The sequence below is a fragment of the Sinomonas mesophila genome (assembly GCF_001999765.1).
Lineage (GTDB): Bacteria > Actinomycetota > Actinomycetes > Actinomycetales > Micrococcaceae > Sinomonas > Sinomonas mesophila.
In genome coordinates this window covers 1-17,508 of record NZ_MTIC01000032.1, presented here as the reverse complement: position 1 = coordinate 17,508, position 17,508 = coordinate 1, and the positions used below count along the sequence as shown (strand labels likewise).

The following is a 17,508-nucleotide window of genomic DNA, read 5'->3' as shown; positions in this document are numbered from 1 at the left end:
GCATCTGGACGCGGAAATCGGATTTCGGGTCCACGGACAGCGCGCGTCGCTGTACCCGAAATCCGCATTTGGCGACGAGATACGTACCCGAAACGGGGGCTAGGACGCCCCCAGCACGCGGTCCAGGAGCACGCGGTCCAGGAAGGCGTTGCGGAACGTCCCCTCCGGGTCCCGCTTGGCGGCGAGGTCGCCGAAGTCCCGCAGGCGCGGGTACACGGCGGCGAGCTGCCCGGCGTCGGCGGCGAAGAGCTTGCCCCAGTGCGGGCGGGCCCCGAACGGGGCCAGGGCCGCCTCGAGCCGGGGCAGCACCGCCTCGACCTCGGGCTGGCGCGGCTTCCACGTGAAGTGCAGCGCGACACTGTCCTGCCGATACGACGGGCTGAGCCAGAACTCGTCGCCGGCCGCGGTGCGCACCTCGGAGACGAACAGCAGCGGCAGGAGCGTCGGAGACAGGCGCCGCAGCTCCCGGAGCGCGTCGGCCGCGTACCGGCGCGGCAGCAGATACTCCGTCTGCAGCTCGTCCCCCTTGCTGGGCGTGAACTCGTGCCGGAAGTGCGGGAGCCGCTCCAGCCAGGGGCCGGGGACGTCGAGCTGCTCGGTGCAGTTCTCGGCGGACATCCCGGGCAGCGGGTGCCGCGAGCGCGTGGCGGGAACGGCGCCGTGGAAGGACGACGGCGGGGCCTCGCCCCCGCGGGCCGGCCCGGCGCCGTCGTGCGCGTCTGCACTGTCGACGCGAACCTTGCGCCACACCTGCGGGATCGTGTCCCCGGCGTAGTCGGTGAAGAGCGAGACGCTGTAGCCGTCCCCGGCGACCTCGTCGAAGGATTCGAGCGCGGTGTCCCAGGGCAGGCTCTCGAAGACCTGCTGGCGCACCCGGTAGGTGGGCTCGACAGCGAGCTCGAGCGCGGTGACGATGCCGAGGGCGCCGAGCCCGACGACGCTCGCGAGGAACTCCTCGCCGTCGGCCTCCTCGAGCCGCTCGACCTCGCCCGAGGCCCGGACGAGCTCGACGGCCTTCACGGCGGAGGCCAGCGCGGGGCTCGCGATCCCCGAGCCGTGCGTGCCCGTCTGCACGGCCCCGGCCACCGAGATGTGCGGGAGCGAGGCCATGTTGTGCAGGGCGAAGCCCCGCCGCTCGATCGACCGGGCGAGCTCGCCATAGCTCATGCCACCGGGCACGCGCACGAGGCGGCGGGCGGTGTCCAGCTCGGCCTCCCCCGGCAGCCGGTCCAGGAGGACCTGGACGCCGTCGGTGTCGGCGACGTCGTTGAAGCAGTGCCGTGAGCCGAGGGCTTTGACCCGCTCTCCCCTCTGCGACGCGCCGGCGACGAGCTCCGAGAGCTCCTCGATCGAGGCGGGACGCTCCACAGAGGCCGCCGCGTAATCCAGGTTTCCGGCCCAGTTCTTCATGCGTCCCGCTTTCGTCAGGTGGTCGAGGCCGCCGCTGCCACGCTGCGGTAGCGCTCGAGCACCTCGGGAGTGTGCTCGGCCGTGACCGTGGTGGTGGCAGCAGTCTGCCAGTCCGGGAACGCGCCGAGGAGGACGCCGGCGGCCTGCCGCGCGGCGCCGTCGGCCACGTACTCCCCCGGCTCGGGCACGACGACGGGCAGCCCGAAGATGCCCGCGGCGCTCTGCTGGAGGGCCGCCGAGCGGGCCCCGCCGCCCACGAGCACGATGCGCTCCGCCGCGACGCCGAGGTCCGTGAGGGCCTTGAGCCCATCGGCGAGGGAGCACACGATGCCCTCGACGGCGGCGCGGGCGAGGTTCGCGGGAGTGAAGTTGTGCAGGGTCAGGCCGTGCAGCGAGCCCGTAGCGTCCGGCAGGTTGGGCGTCCGCTCCCCCTCGAAGTACGGCACGAGCGTCAGGCCCTCGGCGCCCGCGGGGGCCGACAGCGCGAGCCCGGAAAGCTCCGGGAGGGTGACGCCGAGGATCGCCGCGGTCTTGTCCAGGACGCGAGACGCATTGAGGGTGCAGGCGAGCGGCAGGTAGTGGCCAGTGGCGTCGGCGAAGCCGGCAACGAGGCCGAAGGCGTCGGAGGTTGGCGTCTCAGACACTGCGAAGACGGTGCCGGAGGTGCCGACCGAGACGACGACGTCGCCGACGCCGGCCGCGACGCCGAGCCCCGCGCCCGCGTTGTCCCCGGCCCCGGGGGCGATGAGGGCCCCGCCCGGCGTCTTGAACTCAGCCGCCAGGGGCGCGAGGACTTGCGGCAGGACGGGCACGTGGCCGAGGGTCCGCTCGAGCACCTCGGGCAGGTACTCCCCCGTCCGCGGCGACCAGTAGCCGGTGCCGGAGGCGTCCGAACGGTCGGTGCGGAGGGCGGCGAGGCCCTCGGCGCCGCTGCCCGGGCCGAAGCCGGCCAGGCGCCAGCTCAGCCAGTCGTGCGGGAGGCAGACGGCGGCCGTGCGGGCGGCGTTCTCCGGCTCGTTCTCGGCGAGCCAGCGCAGCTTCGTCGCCGTGAGCGACGCGACCGGGACGGTGCCCGTCGTGTCGGCCCACCAGCGGGCGCCGCCGGCAGCGTCAGCCGAAACCGATGCTGCGCCCGCTTCTGCGATGAGAGCCGCGGCCGCGGGAGCCGAGCGCGTGTCGTTCCACAGCAGTGCTGGGCGGACGACGGCGCCGTCGGCGTCGAGGCACACCATGCCGTGCTGCTGCCCGGCGACGGCGATGGAGGCGACGCCGTCAAGCCCGCCGGCCGCCGCGATGGCGGACTGCAACGCCTCCCACCACGCGTCCGGATGGACCTCTGTGCCCTCGGGGTGCCGGGCGGAACCCTCGCGGACGAGGGCCCCGGTCTCGGCGTCCCGGATGACGACCTTGCAGGACTGCGTGGAGCTGTCGACTCCGGCGACGAGTGGCATGTGGATCATCCTCTGGGACAGCGCGGCTGGTAGGCGTGCACGGGCGGCGTCGCGGGCGACAGAGTTCAGCGGGCCCCGAGCAGGTGCTCGATCGCGAGCTGGTTGAGGCGGATGAAGGCGTACGAGCGCTCGGCGGCCCGGTCGGCGTCGAACGCCTCGAAGGCCGAGGCATCGGCGAGCAGGTCCGCCGTCGTCTCCCCCGCGGCGAGCGTCGGCTCGGCGAGCTCGCCCACGCCCGAGGCGGCGAGCGCCTCCTGGACCTCGGCGTCGGCGCGGAACGCGGCGGCGCGGTCCTTGAGCAAGAGGTACATGCGCATGTTGGCCCTCGCAGACTCCCACACGCCGTCGTACCCGTCTGTACGGGAGGGCTTGTAGTCGAAGTGGCGGGGGCCCTCGTAGCGCGGGCCGCCGTTCGGGAAGCCGTTCTCGAGGAGGTCCACGGTGAAGAAGGCGCTCGTGAGATCGCCGTGGCCGAACACGAGGTCCTGGTCGTACTTGATGCCGCGCTGGCCGTTGAGGTCGATGTGGAAGAGCTTGCCGGCCCACAGGGCCTGGGCAATGCCGTGGGTGAAGTTCAGGCCCGCCATCTGCTCGTGGCCCGTCTCGGGGTTGAGGCCCACGATGTCGCCGTGCTCGAGCTCGGCGATGAACGCGAGGCCGTGGCCCACGGTCGGCAGGAGGATGTCGCCGCGCGGCTCGTTGGGCTTGGGCTCGAGCGCGATGCGCAGGCCGTAGCCCTTCTCCTTGATGTACGCGGCGGCGGTGTCGACGCCCTCGCGGTAGCGGTCGAGCGCGGCGTTGAGGTCCTTCGAGCCGTCGTACTCGCTGCCCTCGCGCCCGCCCCACATGACGAACGTCTCGGCGCCGAGCTCGGCCGCGTGGTCGATGGTGCGCAGGACCTTGCTGAGGGCGAAGCGGCGCACCGAGCGGTCGTTCGAGGTGAAGCCGCCGTCCTTGAAGACTGGGTGGCTGAAGAGGTTGGTCGTGACCATCGGGACCTTGAGGCCCGTCTCCTCGAGGGCGGAGCGGAAGCGCTTGAGGATGAGCTCGCGCTCGTTGGCCGGGGTGCCGAAGGGCACGAGGTCGTTGTCGTGGAACGTGATGCCGTAGGCGCCGAACTCGGAGAGCCTGTGCACGGCCTCGACGGGGTCGAGGGCCGCGCGGGTCGGGACACCGAAGGGGTCGTTGCCGGTCCAGCCGACGGTCCAGAGGCCGAAGGTGAACTTGTCCGAGGAAGAAGGGGCCGAAGTGGGGGTCTGGGAAGTCATGTGCACCTCGTTGGGCTAGTGTTCCGGGCGGATCCAGAATTAGTATGGATTCTGAACTATATGAGGACTATAGGGGCCGTACTGTGATGTGGTCAACAGGCCTGAGGGAGGGACCGTGAACACTCGCACCGCTGAGGCGCCCGGGCGCGTGGGCGACGTGCGCCGGCGCAACCTCGCGCTCGTGCTCGGGAGACTCGGCCCCGAGGCCGTCGCGACCCGTGCGGACATCGCGGCAGCGACCGGCCTGACCAAGGCCTCCGTCTCGAGCCTCGTCGCGGACCTTCTCGAGACCGGCCTCGTCGAGGAGCTCGGGGTGACCCGGGCCGGCGAGCGCGGCCGGCCCGGCGTCGGCCTCTCGCTCAGCGCGCGGCGCGGGGCCCTGGGCGCGGAGGTCAATGTGGACTACCTCGCCGTCGGGGTCGTGGACCTGCATGGGGCGCTGCGCTTCCATGAGATCGCCGAGCGGCTCAACCACGGCCGCCCCACGCAGGAGGTGCTCGCCGAGCTGGCGGCGCTCACGGCCCGGGCCACGCAGGCCGCGGGCGCCGAGGGGATCGAGCTCCTGGGCGGCGGGCTCGCCGTCCCGGGGCTCGTGGACCCAGACCGGGGCAGGGTCCTGACCGCGCCGAACCTCGGCTGGCGCGGCGCCTCGCTCGGACAGGCGCTGGACGCGCTCGCCCCCGGCGCCCCGTACGGCGTCGTCCTGACGAACGAGGCCAACAGCGCCGCCCTCGCCGAGCTCTGGTACGGCCGCGGCGCCGAGCTCGGCGACTACCTCTACATCTCCGGCGAGGTCGGCGTGGGCGGCGGGCTCGTCATGGGCTCGGAGCTCTTCGCGGGGCCCGGCGGCAACGCGGGCGAGGTCGGGCACATGGTCGTCGCGCCCGGCGGCGAGCGCTGCAGCTGCGGCGGGCGCGGGTGCCTCGAGACGGTCGCCGGCCAGGACGCGATCCTCGCCGCGGCGGGCATCCCCGCCGACGCCGGCGAGTCGGCGGCGGCGCGGATCGCCGCGCTCGCTTCGGCGCTCGCCGCGGGAGACGCGCGGGCGCTCGACGCCGTCGGGCGCGCGGGCGGGGCGCTCGCGGTCGCCGTCGTGGGCGCCGCCCGGCTCGTGGACCTCTCCGCCGCGGTGCTGGGCGGGCACTTCGCCGCGCTGCGCGAGTGGATCGAGCCGGCGCTGGCCGCGGCCCTCGACGACCTCGCCCCGGGCCTCCTTGCCCCGGGCGCGATCGCCTTCTCGGATCTGGGCACGACGGCGGCCCTCCGCGGCGCGGCGGGCGCGGCCCTGCGCCGGGCGCTCGGGGCCCCGCACGTCCTCCTCCCATAAGGCCTGGCAGGCCCTCGGCGACATGACAGGCCTGTCCCGGCACAGCAGGCCCGCGGCAGCGCCTGCTGTGCCGCCGAGAGCCTGCTGTGCCGCCGAGAGCCTGCTGCGCAGCCGACGCGCGTCGACGTGCTGGACGGCCCCTTCGGCGAGGGCTGACACGGCGGCCCGAGAGGACGACAATCTCGCCATGGACGACGCACCCGCGCAGAACACAGCACCCGTCCTCGTCGTGGGGGGCACGGGCTTCCTCGGCAGCAAGGTCGCCGCTGAGCTGCTGGCGCGCGGCAAGACGGTCCGAGCGCTCGTGCGCCCGGGCTCGGATGCGGGCCGGCTCGAGGAGGCCGGCGCAGAGATCGCGCGGGGCGACATGTTGGACCCCGGCTCGCTCGACCGGGCGATGGCGGGCGTCGACAGCGTCGTCACCTCCGCCGCCGGCTACACGCGCCACCGCAAGGGAGACACCGCGGTGACGGACACCGTGGGCAACGCGAACCTCATCGACGCGGCGCACCGCGCCGGCATCCGGCGGTTCGTGCTGACGAGCATCCTCACGTGCGACAGGGTCCCGAAGGCCGCCCACTTCCGGCACAAGAAGGAGGCCGAGGACCGGCTCGAGCAGCTCGGCGTGCCCTTCGTGGCCCTGCGCCCCGGGGCGTTTCTGGACATGCTCGGGCAGTTCGGGGGCGACCCCTTCGCGAAGGGGCGGCTCGTCTGGGCCGGCTCCACGCGGGTTCCGCTGACCTACGTCCTCACGACGGACGTGGCCGCCTGCCTCGCCGCCGCCGTCGACGCAGCAGGCGTTGAGGGGCAGCGGATCGACATCGGCTGGGACCGACCCGTGAGCATGAGGGACGTCGCGGAGATCTCGGGGCGGCTGCTCGGCCGGCGGATACGCGTCCGCCATATCCCGCTCGCACCGCTGCGGGCGCTCGGGGCGCTCCCCACCCCGGCCAAGCCGATGGTCCGGGACCTCACCGCGATGCTCGACTGGTTCGAGACCGGCGGCTACGTCGCCGACACGGCACGGCAGCGCGAGGTCTTCGGCTCGGTGCCGCGGGCCGAAGACGCGATCGCCCGGATGCTCAGCGCCCTCGGCCACCCGCCGTCGTCGGGGTCCTCGTTCCAGGGCTAGGAGGTCGTCACCCCGGCCCGGGCGATCTCCGCCAGCCCGACGGCGGGCGGGCGCTCGGCCGTGCTCCGGACGGCCACGGCCTGCCCACTGTGCGCGGAGTCGAGCAGGGACTCCATGACCTCGAGCACGTGATAGGCAAGCGCGCCGCCGGCCCTTGGCTCCTCCCCAGGTGCTGTCCGCGCGAGGTCGGCGATCCCGAAGCCGCGGCCGGCGTCGACGTACCCCGCGGAGACCGGGAGCGTCTCCCACTCCTCGGCGCCGAGCGCGAAGACCCGCACATCGCCGTCGAAGTGGTTCGGGTCCGGCACGGCCAGGGTGCCGCGCTCGCCGTGGACCTCGATGTTCGCCGAGGTCGTCTTGGCGGCGTCGAAGCTCATGACGAGCGTGGAGAGCGCTCCCGATGCGTGCACGAGGACACCTGTGACATGGGTGTCCGTCGTGACCGGGATCGGCTCCCCCTGACGCGGCCCGGAGCCGATGGTCCGCTCGGCACGGGTGTGGCTCGCCGCCCCGATGACCGAGACCACCGGCCCGAGAAGCGTCACGAGGGCCGTGACGTAGTACGGCCCCATGTCCAGCAGCGGCCCGCCGCCGGGGACGTAGTAGAAGTCCGGGTTGGGGTGCCAGCGCTCGTGCCCGGGGGTGACCATGGTCGCCGTCGCGGCGATCGGCGCGCCGATGAGGCCGTCGTCGATCGCCTTGCGCGCGGTCTGGATGCCCGTCCCGAGCACGGTGTCCGGGGCACAGCCGACGACGACGCCCGCCGCACGCGCGGCGTCGAGCACCTCCCGCGCCTCGGCGGCAGTGGCGGCGAGCGGCTTCTCGCCGTAGACGTGCTTGCCGGCCGCGATGGCCCTGAGGGCGACCTCGGCGTGCGCGGCGGGGATGGTCAGGTTCAGCACGAGGTCGACGTCGTCCGCGGCGAGCAGCTCGGCGACGGCGAGCGCGCGCACGCCGTCGCCCTCGCCGTCGTTCCAGCCCTCCGCGACCGCGAGCGCCCGGGCCGGATCGAGGTCCGCGACGGCGACCAGCTCGACGTCGTCCAGACGGCGGAAGCTCGCGAGGTACTGCGCGACGATCGCGCCGCAGCCGACGATGCCGACGCGCACGGGCTTCTGGTTCTCTAGCGGCTGGCCCACAGCAGGCCCCTTTCGATGATGGTGCGGACGTTCGGGTCCTCGAGGACCTCGACCCGGTGGCCGGGCGTGCAGACGAAGATGCGGCCCCTGCCCCACTGCCGCGTCCAGATGGCCGGCGAGGTGACCTCGCGGTGCCATGGGTCCCACTCCCGGACCTTCTGAGTGGTGGTGGCGAGGACGTCGATGTAGTCGTCGGCGAGCACCCAGTACTGCTCGGTGACGAGGTCGAAGTCCGAGATCCCCCGCGTGATCGGGTGCTCTGCCGCGGCGGGGAGCATCGTGACGGTGTACGGAACGTAGTTGTCCGACTGCTCGCCGATCCGCTCGTCGGGGTGCTTGCCCGGGTGGCACGCGAACTGCCCGCCGATGAGGTGCAGGTAGTCCGAGGTATTCCGGTACGAGTCGGCGATGCCGCCGTGCCAGCCGGCCAGCCCGGTGCCATTCTCGACGGCGGTGCGGAGCCCGGCGAACTCGTCCTTCTCGATCGTGGACATCGTCACGCACTGCATGATGAGGTCCACCCCGGCCATGTACTCGGCGTCGGCATAGATCTTCGGGGACTCCTCCACGCGGACCTCGTAGCCGTTGGCTTCGAGGTGCGGGATGAAGAGCTCGGTGGCCTCGACGGGCTGGTGCCCGTCCCAGCCGCCGCGCACCACGAGCGCGTTCTTGGTTGTTGTCACTGGTGTCCTTTGCTGGTTCTCAAGTACGACGGCGGTCGCGCGGCTCGCGCGCGTCACTCACCGGTTGCTGAACGCGGCGTCGAACGCCGCGGCGGGCGGGGCGATGGCGGCGAGGTCCTTCACGAGGGCGAGTGCCTGGGGCGCACCGACGAGGCGGTCCATGCCGGCGTCCTCCCACTCGATGCTCGTGGGCCCCTCGTAGCCGATCGCGTTCAGGGTGCGGAAGATCGGCTCCCATTCAACGTGGCCGTGCCCGGCGGTGACGAAGTCCCAGCCGCGGCGCGGGTCGGCCCAGGCCAGGTGCGAGCCGAGCCGCCCGTTGCGCCCGTTGAGCTGGCGCACGGACTCCTTGACGTGGACGTGGAAGATCCTGTCCGCGAAGTCCTGCAGGAACATCACCGGGTCCAGGTCCTGCCAGATGAAGTGCGAGGGGTCGAAGTTGAGCCCGAACGCCTCGCGGTGCCCGATCGCCTCGAGCGTGCGCTTCGCGGTCCAGTAGTCGTAGGCGATCTCGGAGGGGTGCACCTCGAGGGCGAACCGGACCCCGACGTCGTCGAAGACGTCCAGGATCGGGTTCCACCGCTCGGCGAACTCCCGGTAGCCGGCGTCGATCATGCCCTCGGGGACCGGCGGGAACATCGCGACGGCCTTCCAGATCGAGGAGCCGGTGAATCCGGTGACGGTGTCCACGCCGAGGCGGGCCGCGGCGCGGGCGGTCGCCTTCATGACCTCGGCGGCGCGGGTGCGGACCCCCTCGGGGTCGCCGTCGCCCCACACGTCCGCCGAGACGATGCCCCGGTGCCGCTCGTCGATCGGGTCGTCGCACACGGCCTGGCCCGTGAGGTGGTTCGCGATCGCGTAGACCTTCAGCCGGTGCTTGTCGAGGATGTCGAGCCGGGTCTGCAGGTAGGCGTCGTCCTCCGCGGCCCGGACCGGGTCGAGGTGGTCGCCCCAGCAGGCGATCTCGAGGCCGTCGAAGCCCCACTCGCCGGCGAGCCGGGCCACCTCCTCGAACGGCAGGTCGGCCCACTGGCCGGTAAAGAGGGTAATAGGTCGCCGTGTCATGGTCAGGCTCCCCCGACTTTCGTCCATCGCGAATCGTCGGCGGCGCTCGCCTCGACGGCCGCGAGCACCCTCTGCACCCGCAGCGCGTCGGCGAACGACGGCGCGGGCTGCTCCCCGCGGGCGATCGCGCCGACGAGGTCCACGACCTGGTGGGTGAAGGCGTGCTCGTAGCCGAGTCCGTGGCCCACCGGCCACCAGTTGCCGGTGTACGGGTGCTCGGCCTCGGTCACCTGGATCTTGCGGAAGCCTGCGTTCGGCTCGTCCGCGGCGTCGTAGAACCACAGCGAGTTCATGTCCTCGACATCGAACGCGAGCGAGCCCTTCGAGCCGTTGAGCTCGAGCCGCATCGCGTTCTTCCGGCCGAGGGCGAAGCGGGTCGCCTCGAACACGCCGACGGCGGTCGAAGAACCAGTGCCGCCGTCGAAGCGCACGGAGAAGACCGCGGCGTCGTCGACCGTCACCGGGCCGCGCGGCGCATCAGCGCCGCCGCGCCCGCCCAAGCCGACAAAGTCCCCGCCCACGGGGCGCTCCCTGACGAAGGTCTCGAGGAGGGCCGAGACGCCTGTGATGGCCTGCCCCGTGACCCACTGCGCGGCGTCGATCGAGTGCGCGCCGATGTCCCCGAGCGAGCCGGAGCCGGACTTCGACTTGTCGAGCCGCCACGTTAGGGGGGCGTCGGCGTCGGAGAGCCAGTCTTGGAGGTACTGGGCCCGCACGTGGCGGATCTCCCCGAGCGCGCCCTCGGCCACGAGCCGCTTCGCCAGCGCGAGCGCCGGGGTCCGCCGGTAGGAGAACCCGCACATCGAGAACACGCCGCGCGCCGCCGCGGCGTCCGCCGCCGCCGTCATCCGCTCGGCCTCCTCGACCGAGTTCGCGAGCGGCTTCTCGCACAGCACGTGCTTGCCCGCCTCGAGGGCGGCGATCGCGATCTCGGCGTGCGTGTCGCCGGGGGTGCAGATGTCGATGAGGTCGATGTCGTCGCGGTCGATCAGCCGCCTCCAGTCAGTTTCGGCGGAGTCCCAGCCGAGCTTCGCGGCGGCCGCCGCGACCCGCTCGGGGTCCCGGCCCGCGACGGCGGTGAGCTGCGGCGCGAGCGGAAGGTCGAAGAAGCGCGGGGCGGTGCGCCAGGCGTGCGAGTGGGCGGCGCCCATGAAGGCGTAGCCCACCATGCCGACGCGCAGCGGCTTCGGCTCGGTCATGGATGGATGTCCTTTCACTTGCTGAAGCCCGCGGTGAGGCCGCTGAGCAGCTGGCGGCGGGCGACGACGTAGATCACCAGGAGCGGCAGGGTCGCCAGCACGACGGAGGCCAGCACCGCCGGGATGTTGGCGGTGAACTCGCCCTGGAAGGTCCACAGGGACAGCGGGAGCACCCTGGTGGACGGGCTCTGCGTGAGGATGAGCGGGAACAGGAAGCCGTTCCACACGTGCAGGGCGTTGTAGATGCCCACCGTCACGACCGCCGGCCGCACGAGCGGGAGCGCGAGCCGCCACATCATCGTCCAGTCGCTGCATCCGTCGAGCCGCATCGACTCGAACAGCTCGTTCGGCACGTCCCGGAGGAAGTTGCTGAGGATCAGCACCGAGATCGGGATGGCGAAGGCGATCGAGGGCAGGATGAGCGCGAGCAGCGTGTCGTACAGGTGCGCCCGGGTGATCATCCAGTAGATCGGGATGATCGTCGCGTGCAGCGGGATGGCCAGGCCCAGCAGGAACAGCTTGTTCGTGAAGGACAGGAACCGCCCCCTGCCGCGCACGATCGCGTAGGCGGCCATGAACGACACCAGGAGGGTCGGGACCACGCTGCCCACCGTGACGATGAGGCTGTTCGCGAAGTACAGGGCGAAGTTGTTCTCGAGCACGAGCTGGTAGTTCGCGAGCGTCGGCTCGGCGGGCGGGGCCATCGGGTTCGTCGTGAAGAACCCGGCCTGGTCCTTGAGGCTCGTGATGACGACGTAGTAGATCGGCAGGACGATGATCGCGAGCCAGATCCAGCCGCCGAGCCCGCCGAGGAGGTTGGGGCGGGCCCGGCCCGGGCCCTTGGCCTGGGGAACCGCGGGCGCACGACGGCGAGGGGGCGCCACCGGGGTTGCAGGGGCTTGCGTCGTGGACACCATCAGGCACCTTCCAGTTGGCTCGCGCTGGCATTCCTGCCGCCGAGGCGCTGCAGGAGCAGTGCCAGGACGAGGCCGATGACGACGAGGATCACGCCGAGGGCGCTCGCCGCGCCCATGTCGTTGGCCTTGAAGCCCGTGAGGTACATGTGCAGCGGCAGGAGGCGGGTCGAGTAGCCCGGACCGCCGGCGGTGAGGACGAAGACGAGGTCGAAGTACGCCAGGGAGCCGACGACCATGAGCGTCGAGGACGTGATGATCGTGTACTTGAGCTGAGGCAGCGTGATGTGCAGGAACTGCTTGACCCTGCCCGCGCCGTCGATCTGCGCCGCCTCATAGAACGAGGCCGGGATCTGCCGGACGCCGCCCTGGTAGATGAGCGTGTGGAACGGCACGAACTGCCATGCGATGACGAAGACGACGACGAACAGCACGAGGTCCGAGTTGCCGAGCCAGTCCTGTGCGAGCGCGGGGACGCCGAAGCCGGGGCCGACGCCGAAGTTCGGGTCGAGGAGGGCCTTGTAGGCGATCGCGACGGCGGCCGAGGAGAGCAGGAGGGGCACGAAGTACAGGACGGCCAGGGCGGCGCGGTACTTCTGGCCGCCTGCGGTGAAGACGCCGAGCAGGAGGCTGATGGGCGCCTGGACGATGAAGGAGAAGATCATGATCTTCGCGGTCACGACGAGCGCGTTGAGCGTGAGCTCGTCGGTGAGGACGCGCGCCCAGGAGGCCACGCCGTCGAGAGTGATCTCGCTCAGCCCGTCCCAGCGGGTGAAGCTCAGGGCGAGGACGCCGAGGAGCGGGATGATCGCGAAGACCACGAAGAACACGAGGGCCGGGGCGGCCAGCCACCCCGACGGGCCTGCTGCACGGGCCCGCCGGGAGGCGGTTGAGGTAAGAGCCATGGCAGGCGCCTACTTGCCGATCGTCGCGTTCATCGCCGAGACGAACTGCTCGGGGGTGATCTTCTTGAGGAAGATCTGGTCCAGATTCGAGAGCATCGTGTCGCCCTGGGCCGGGCTCAGCGCCTGGTCCCACGAGAGAGTGAAGCTCGGGGCGTCCTTGGCCATGCCGTAGACGAAGGTCAGGAAGTCCTTGTCCGGGGAGGCCTCGAGCTTGGCCTCGATGCCCTTGACCACCGGAACGGCGCCCGAGGCGATGAGGTCCTGGGTGTTCTCCTCCGTGAACATGCCGTCCTTGATGTAGTCCAGGGCGGCCTTCTTCTGGGCATCCGTGGCCTTGGAGGAGACCGACCAGAAGTTGGAGGGGTTGCCCACGATGTTCTTCGGGTCCCCCACGCCGCCCTCGACGGTCGGGAAGGTCGTGAAGCCGAGCTTGCCGCTGTCGACGAAATGCGCGGCGTCCTTCTTCATGCCCTGGTAGATCCAGCCGCCCTGCAGGATCATGGCGGCCTTGCCCGTGTAGAGGAGGGCCTGGTCGGCGCTGCTGTCCGCGGCGATGGAGGAGAAGCCGTTGACGAAGCCTCCCGCGTCCACGAGCTCCTGGATCTTCGTCAGGGACTCGGCGACGGCGGGGTGAGACCACGCTCCCGGCTTGTTCGCCGCGATGTCCGCGAAGACCTGCGGCCCGCCGATCCGCTCGACGAGGTACTCGAGCCACATGAGGTTGGGCCACTTCGACTGGCCGCCGAGGGAGAACGGCGCGATGCCGGCGGCCTTGAACGTCGGCACGAGGGCCATGAGCTCGTCCCAGGTCGTCGGCGGCTGGGCGCCGACCTTCTCGAAGACCTCCTTGTTGTAGTAGAGGACGATCGGCTGGGCGTTGTTGTTCGGCAGCGCGTAGGTTGTGCCGTCGATCTCGCCGTTCTTGAGCACCGAGGGCAGGTAGCGGTCCTTGACCTCCGGGTTGTCCTTGAGGAACGTGCTGAGATCCTCGACCTGGCCGGCGTCGACATAGGATTTGAGCACGCCGCCGCCCCAGCCGTAGATGAAGGTGGGGCCCTGGCCGGCGCCGACGGCGGTGCGGACCTTGGTCTTGTAGGCGTCGTTGGCGAAGAACTCGAGCTTGATGCCCTGGTCGCTGTGCGCCTTGTTCCAGGAGTCCACAGACTTCTGCAGGGCGGGCTGGTTGCCGCCCGTCAGCCCCCACATGGTGGCCGAATCGGCGCTCACGGCTCCGCCCGGACCGGCGCTGCCGCAGGCGGCGAGGGTGAGGGCCAGGGCACCAGCGGCGGCGGCCGTGGCGGCCGCGCGCAGTTTCCGAATGTTCATGGTCTTCCGTTCATCCTCGGGGGTCATCAGTGACCGCAAGGCTCCGAAATCTTTCGAATAGCTTTCGGCGTGTAGTGCAACGGTAGCCGGTGACTCAGATCACGGTCAACGGGTTTGCGACGAAAAGTTCAGGCCATGAACCAAAGCCGATTGACCGCGGGCCCCCGAGTCCGGACACTTGAGGGAACCGAAAGATTTCGAAAGATGGAGGGCCATGGCCGCTACGGAAGCCCGGGCGAAACCCACGCTCGCGGACATCGCGCGCATCACGGGCGTCTCCGCGCCCACCGTCTCGAAGGTCGTCAACGGCCGCCACGACGTTGCCCCCGAGACCCGGGCCAAGGTCCTCGCAGTGCTCGAGCAGACCGGATACTCCTCCCCCGTCCAGCGCCGCTCCGCCTCCCCCGGCCCGGACATGGTGGAGGTCGTCTTCGACGCCTTCACCTCGGCCTACAACACCGACGTCCTCACGGGCATCCTCGAGTCCGCCGCCGTCCAGGGCGTCGAGATCGTGCTCAGCGTGACCGGCGGCGGTCAGCCCGGGGCGGGAAGTCCCGAGCGGCGCGCGCAGCGTCTCCTCGACGAGGGCCGCGCGGGGCTCATCGTCGTCACCTCCGCGTTCAGCGAGCCGCAGCTTTCGGCCTTCCGACGCCGGAAGATCCCCGTCGTCGTCATCGACCCCCTCAACCCGCCGCCACCGGACCTCGTGAGCGTCGGTGCGACGAACTGGGCCGGCGGCAAGGCGGCCGCCGAGCACCTGCTCGACCTCGGCCACCGCCGGATCGCCTACCTCGGCGGGCCGGAGGACGCGGAGTGCAACCAGGCCCGCCTGCACGGCTATCTCTCCGCGCTCATGTCCAGGGGCGTGCCGGTCGAGCAGGACTGGATCGTCCACGGGCAGTTCCGCACCGAGCACGGCGTCGAGGGGCTCAGGGAGCTGCTCAAGCGCAAGGAGCGGCCGACGGCCATCTTCGCCGCGAGCGACAGCATCGCCGTCGGCGTCCTCCGCGAGGCCCGCCGCCAGGGCGTCCGCGTCCCCGACGAGCTGAGCCTCGTCGGGTTCGACGGCACAGCCCAGGCCGAGGACGCCGTGCCGGCCCTGACCTCGGTCTCGCAGCCCCTGCAGGAGATGGGCCGCGCGGCGCTGCGCGCCGTCCTGCGCCAGGCACGGGGCGAGGAACTCGACTCGCACCGGGTCGAGCTCGCGACCCAGCTCGTCGTGCGCGAGTCGACCTCGGCGCCGCCTACCCCTTGACCACGCCCAGCGGGACGAGGCGGGCAACCTTGCGTGCCAGGCCCGCCTGGTCGCTCGCGTCCACGACGGCGTCGATGTCCTTGTACGCCTGGGGCTTCTCCTCGGCGAGGCCCAGCCCTGAGCTGCCTCGGACCAGGATGCCCTGGGCCTCGAGTTGGTCCCGCAGCAGCCTTCCGCTCGTCCCCCGCGCCGCTTGGTGCCGGCTCACCACCCGACCAGCCCCGTGCGCCGTCGACGAGAAGGCGGGGTTTCCCTCGACCCCCACGAGGACATACGACGCCGTCCCCATCGTCCCCGGGATCAGGACCGGCTGGCCGACGCCCGCCAGGTCGCCCGGGAGGTCCGGGTGACGGCGCGGCAGCGACCGTGTCGCGCCCTTGCGGTGCACGCACAGCCTCCGGGCGCTCCCCCCAACCTGATGGATCTCGATCTTGGCGAGGTTGTGCGAGACGTCGTAGACCAGGTCCAGCGTGGCGCCCAGCCGCTTCGCGAAGACCTGCCGGACCGCCTCACCCAGCACTTGGCGGTTCGCCCGCCCGTAGTTCGCGGCCGCCGCCATGGCCGCCAGATAGGCCTGGCCCTCCGGCGAGCCGACCGGCGCGCAGGCCAGCTGCCGGTCCGGCACACTGATCCCGTATCGGCTCATGGCCCTGTCCATGACTTGGACGTGGTCAGTGCAGATCTGGTGGCCAAGGCCACGGGAGCCGCAGTGGATCATCACGCACACCGACCCCGTGTGCAACCCCATCCGTTCCGCCGCGTCGCGGTCGAAGACCTCGTCGACGGCCTGCACCTCGAGGAAGTGGTTGCCCGAGCCCAGGCTGCCCATCTGCGCCAGGCCGCGCTCGATCGCCCGCTCGCTCACCGCGGCCCAGTCCGCGCCCTCGAGCACGCCACGGTCCTCGCAGCGCTCCGCATCCCGTGGCACACCGCGACCCTGCTCCAGTGCGTAGCGAACACCACCCTCGAGCACCCGGCGCATCATCGCCCGGTCCTGCAGCCGCCACACGCCCCTGCCGCCTGCACCCCGCGGAATGGCCCGGCCGAGATCGTCCATCACCTCAGGCAGCCGGGGCACCAGCCCGGCCCGGTCAAGGTCGGCGGCCGCCAGCAGCCGCACCCCGCAGGAGATGTCGAATCCCACCCCTCCCGGCGAGACCACCCCGTCGGCATCGACATCAGTGGCCGCCACGCCGCCGATCGGAAAGCCGTACCCCCAGTGCACGTCTGGCATCGCGTACGAGGCAGCCACGATTCCCGGGAGCGTCGCCACGTTCGCGACCTGCCCCAGCGCCTTGTCCCCCTGTTCGCGCGGCAGCAATACCCTCGAGGCAAACACGATCCCCGGCACCCGCATCGCGCCCTCCTGCTCGATGCGGAAGCGGTACGGCGTCTCCTGGACGATCCTCATGACGTCACACTCCGGTTGCCCCTCACCCATCATCCCGTGCCGGGCCTCTGGAAGATAAGGCCCCGCACGTGCTGTGCTAGCCGTGGGCTAGCCGTGGGAAGGAGGGAACCCCTCATGATCTCGTCGGGGCATCGCAGCGTGCCGCACACCGCTGACCTGCGCATCGAGGCGTGGGCTCCCACGCGCGAGGAGTGCATCGCACAAGCGGTGTTCGGAACCGTCGAGAGCTTCCTCGACACCTCCACCGCCGCCCGCCACCGCACACGACGCGGCCGGCTGATCGCAGCCAGCGACGCAGACCTGCTCGTGGCCGTGCTCGAGGAGGTCATCTACCTCCTCGACACCGAAGGGTACGTGCCCGTGGACGTCCACATGGAGCCGGTCGAAGGCGGCGTCGACGTCGTGTTCGCGATGGCTGAGGTGAACCGGCTGACCCAGATCGGAGCGGTCCCCAAGGCAGTCTCACTCCACGAGCTCTCCCTCGTGGGCGACAAGGACCGATGGCGATGCTCAGTCACCCTCGACGTCTGAGGCTGCGTGGAACGGCGGCGGCAGCCACGATCGCGGTCGGCCTGCTCGTGGCATCGTGCGGCAGCGGCACGCAGCCCACAACGCCGCCCACCACCACCCCGCCCACCGGGACGGCGTACGGCTATGTCACGGCTGGACCGACCTGTCCGGTCGAGAGGCCAGGCCAGCCGTGTCCCCCGCACCCGGTCTCGGCAGCCATCGACGCCCACGATTCGTCAGGCAACACCGTGGCGTCGACCCGCAGCGATTCGTCTGGGCGCTACGCTCTCAGCCTCCCGCCGGGCAGCTACGTCCTAGTAGTCGTCATCCCGTCGGTGCTGCCGCACTGCCCCGACACAGCAGTCACCGTGCGGCCCAGCTCCACCACCCGTGCAGACATCCACTGCGACACCGGCATCCGCTGAGAGATCGTCTCGGGTACGCATGGGGCGGTGTAAATCAAGCTGTCTGTGACGGCTTGGGTGTGTTGATGCCTGCGGTTGTTGGTGCCGG

General features: G+C 71.3%; 16 protein-coding genes. 5 read left to right on the top strand and 11 right to left on the bottom strand.

The annotated features are described in order from the left end of the window. Positions 1–99: 99 nt before the first annotated feature. The 3 genes from BV907_RS17245 to xylA all read right to left on the bottom strand — a co-directional run bounded on the left by BV907_RS17245 (position 100) and on the right by xylA (position 4,129). Entirely contained in the window at positions 100–1,410 is a 1,311-nt protein-coding gene (locus tag BV907_RS17245; RefSeq protein ID WP_077490983.1) for a D-arabinono-1,4-lactone oxidase, read from the bottom strand. A gap of 14 nt (positions 1,411–1,424) precedes the next feature. Then, entirely contained in the window at positions 1,425–2,861 is a 1,437-nt protein-coding gene (locus BV907_RS17240) for a xylulokinase (RefSeq protein ID WP_077490982.1), read from the bottom strand. Positions 2,862–2,926: 65 nt separating this feature from the next. Further along, positions 2,927–4,129: a xylose isomerase gene (gene xylA, locus BV907_RS17235; RefSeq protein WP_077490981.1), complete on the bottom strand. Its 1,203-nt coding sequence runs from the start codon at positions 4,127–4,129 to the stop codon at positions 2,927–2,929. Between the two features lie 115 nt (positions 4,130–4,244). Between xylA and BV907_RS17230 the strand changes: the two genes are divergently transcribed. Then, the gene (locus BV907_RS17230) at positions 4,245–5,456 is read left to right on the top strand and encodes an ROK family transcriptional regulator (RefSeq protein WP_245828055.1); all 1,212 of its coding nucleotides are present in this window, start codon (positions 4,245–4,247) and stop codon (positions 5,454–5,456) included. Between the two features lie 187 nt (positions 5,457–5,643). Then, the gene (locus tag BV907_RS17225) at positions 5,644–6,588 is read left to right on the top strand and encodes an SDR family oxidoreductase (protein WP_077490980.1); all 945 of its coding nucleotides are present in this window, start codon (positions 5,644–5,646) and stop codon (positions 6,586–6,588) included. Here BV907_RS17225 and BV907_RS17220 read toward each other — a convergent pair. Genes BV907_RS17220 through BV907_RS17190 form a run of 7 tightly spaced genes read right to left on the bottom strand, consistent with a single transcriptional unit; the run spans position 6,585 to position 13,819 of the window. After that, positions 6,585–7,727: a Gfo/Idh/MocA family protein gene (locus tag BV907_RS17220; protein WP_077490979.1), complete on the bottom strand. Its 1,143-nt coding sequence runs from the start codon at positions 7,725–7,727 to the stop codon at positions 6,585–6,587. The genes BV907_RS17225 and BV907_RS17220 overlap by 4 nt on opposite strands. Then, the gene (locus BV907_RS17215) at positions 7,712–8,410 is read right to left on the bottom strand and encodes a ThuA domain-containing protein (RefSeq protein ID WP_077490978.1); all 699 of its coding nucleotides are present in this window, start codon (positions 8,408–8,410) and stop codon (positions 7,712–7,714) included. The genes BV907_RS17220 and BV907_RS17215 overlap by 16 nt, the downstream gene beginning before the upstream one ends. A gap of 57 nt (positions 8,411–8,467) precedes the next feature. Beyond that, the gene (locus BV907_RS17210; protein WP_077490977.1) at positions 8,468–9,475 is read right to left on the bottom strand and encodes a sugar phosphate isomerase/epimerase family protein; all 1,008 of its coding nucleotides are present in this window, start codon (positions 9,473–9,475) and stop codon (positions 8,468–8,470) included. Between the two features lie 2 nt (positions 9,476–9,477). Beyond that, positions 9,478–10,674 (bottom strand): Gfo/Idh/MocA family protein, encoded by a 1,197-nt coding sequence (locus BV907_RS17205; RefSeq protein ID WP_077490976.1) that lies wholly within the window; start codon positions 10,672–10,674, stop codon positions 9,478–9,480. Between the two features lie 14 nt (positions 10,675–10,688). Continuing rightward, complete coding sequence (locus tag BV907_RS17200) at positions 10,689–11,591, bottom strand: carbohydrate ABC transporter permease (RefSeq protein ID WP_077490975.1); 903 nt, start codon at positions 11,589–11,591, stop codon at positions 10,689–10,691. Then, the gene (locus BV907_RS17195) at positions 11,591–12,493 is read right to left on the bottom strand and encodes a carbohydrate ABC transporter permease (protein ID WP_077490974.1); all 903 of its coding nucleotides are present in this window, start codon (positions 12,491–12,493) and stop codon (positions 11,591–11,593) included. The genes BV907_RS17200 and BV907_RS17195 overlap by 1 nt, the downstream gene beginning before the upstream one ends. 9 nt (positions 12,494–12,502) lie before the next feature. Next, entirely contained in the window at positions 12,503–13,819 is a 1,317-nt protein-coding gene (locus BV907_RS17190; RefSeq protein ID WP_077490973.1) for an extracellular solute-binding protein, read from the bottom strand. 214 nt (positions 13,820–14,033) lie between these two features. Here BV907_RS17190 and BV907_RS17185 point away from each other — a divergent pair, with 214 nt between their 5' ends. Beyond that, entirely contained in the window at positions 14,034–15,074 is a 1,041-nt protein-coding gene (locus BV907_RS17185; protein WP_077490972.1) for a LacI family DNA-binding transcriptional regulator, read from the top strand. Here the strand turns inward: BV907_RS17185 and BV907_RS17180 are convergent. After that, positions 15,064–16,485, bottom strand: coding sequence for an RtcB family protein (locus BV907_RS17180; RefSeq protein ID WP_077491010.1), 1,422 nt, complete (start codon positions 16,483–16,485; stop codon positions 15,064–15,066). The two genes, BV907_RS17185 and BV907_RS17180, sit on opposite strands and share 11 nt — an antisense overlap. Before the next feature lie 114 nt (positions 16,486–16,599). On the opposite strand from BV907_RS17180, the gene BV907_RS17175 reads away from it, so the two are divergent. Beyond that, positions 16,600–17,016, top strand: coding sequence for an archease (locus tag BV907_RS17175; protein ID WP_077490971.1), 417 nt, complete (start codon positions 16,600–16,602; stop codon positions 17,014–17,016). Beyond that, positions 16,986–17,420 (top strand): carboxypeptidase-like regulatory domain-containing protein, encoded by a 435-nt coding sequence (locus BV907_RS19850; protein WP_077490970.1) that lies wholly within the window; start codon positions 16,986–16,988, stop codon positions 17,418–17,420. The genes BV907_RS17175 and BV907_RS19850 overlap by 31 nt, the downstream gene beginning before the upstream one ends. The last annotated feature ends 88 nt before the right edge of the window (positions 17,421–17,508 follow it).

What these genes read in the sequence shown, in the direction of transcription:
- BV907_RS17245 (WP_077490983.1), bottom strand. Translation starts at nt 1,410, where the DNA reads ATGAAGAACTGGGCCGGAAACCTGGATTACGCGGCGGCCTCTGTGGAG.
- BV907_RS17240 (WP_077490982.1), bottom strand. Translation starts at nt 2,861, where the DNA reads ATGCCACTCGTCGCCGGAGTCGACAGCTCCACGCAGTCCTGCAAGGTC.
- xylA (WP_077490981.1), bottom strand. Translation starts at nt 4,129, where the DNA reads ATGACTTCCCAGACCCCCACTTCGGCCCCTTCTTCCTCGGACAAGTTC.
- BV907_RS17225 (WP_077490980.1), top strand. Translation starts at nt 5,644, where the DNA reads ATGGACGACGCACCCGCGCAGAACACAGCACCCGTCCTCGTCGTGGGG.
- BV907_RS17210 (WP_077490977.1), bottom strand. Translation starts at nt 9,475, where the DNA reads ATGACACGGCGACCTATTACCCTCTTTACCGGCCAGTGGGCCGACCTG.
- BV907_RS17205 (WP_077490976.1), bottom strand. Translation starts at nt 10,674, where the DNA reads ATGACCGAGCCGAAGCCGCTGCGCGTCGGCATGGTGGGCTACGCCTTC.
- BV907_RS17200 (WP_077490975.1), bottom strand. Translation starts at nt 11,591, where the DNA reads ATGGTGTCCACGACGCAAGCCCCTGCAACCCCGGTGGCGCCCCCTCGC.
- BV907_RS17195 (WP_077490974.1), bottom strand. Translation starts at nt 12,493, where the DNA reads ATGGCTCTTACCTCAACCGCCTCCCGGCGGGCCCGTGCAGCAGGCCCG.
- BV907_RS17190 (WP_077490973.1), bottom strand. Translation starts at nt 13,819, where the DNA reads ATGAACATTCGGAAACTGCGCGCGGCCGCCACGGCCGCCGCCGCTGGT.
- BV907_RS17185 (WP_077490972.1), top strand. Translation starts at nt 14,034, where the DNA reads ATGGCCGCTACGGAAGCCCGGGCGAAACCCACGCTCGCGGACATCGCG.
- BV907_RS17180 (WP_077491010.1), bottom strand. Translation starts at nt 16,485, where the DNA reads ATGAGGATCGTCCAGGAGACGCCGTACCGCTTCCGCATCGAGCAGGAG.
- BV907_RS17175 (WP_077490971.1), top strand. Translation starts at nt 16,600, where the DNA reads ATGATCTCGTCGGGGCATCGCAGCGTGCCGCACACCGCTGACCTGCGC.
- BV907_RS19850 (WP_077490970.1), top strand. Translation starts at nt 16,986, where the DNA reads ATGGCGATGCTCAGTCACCCTCGACGTCTGAGGCTGCGTGGAACGGCG.